We start from the raw sequence: 255 nt of genomic DNA, 5'->3' as shown, positions 1-255 counted from the left end.
ACGACGCGGCCGTGGTCACGGGCGTGGCCACGGGCTCGGTCACCGAAGACGGCACGGTGCTGGCTTCGGGCACGCTGATCGTCTCGGACGTGGACAGCGCCACCACCGTGGTGCCCGGCTCGGTCGCCGGCACCTACGGGGATTTCACGATCAACGCCGCTGGCCAGTGGACCTACACGCTGCGCAATGGCGCGGCCAATGTCCAGGCCTTGACCAGCGCCGACCACCCCGTCGAGTCGTTCACGGTCACCACGG

At 69.8% G+C, this 255-nt stretch carries 1 protein-coding gene; it reads left to right on the top strand.

The features are described 5' to 3' along the window. The coding region (locus tag EOD73_RS17500; RefSeq protein WP_205702503.1) for a VCBS domain-containing protein at window positions 1–255 on the top strand (255 nt) is incomplete at both ends.

Source organism: Inhella crocodyli (genome assembly GCF_004004565.1).
GTDB classification, from domain to species: domain Bacteria; phylum Pseudomonadota; class Gammaproteobacteria; order Burkholderiales; family Burkholderiaceae_C; genus Inhella; species Inhella crocodyli.
The sequence above is the reverse complement of the archived record's forward strand: the minus strand, read 5'-3'. Positions and strand labels throughout refer to the sequence as shown.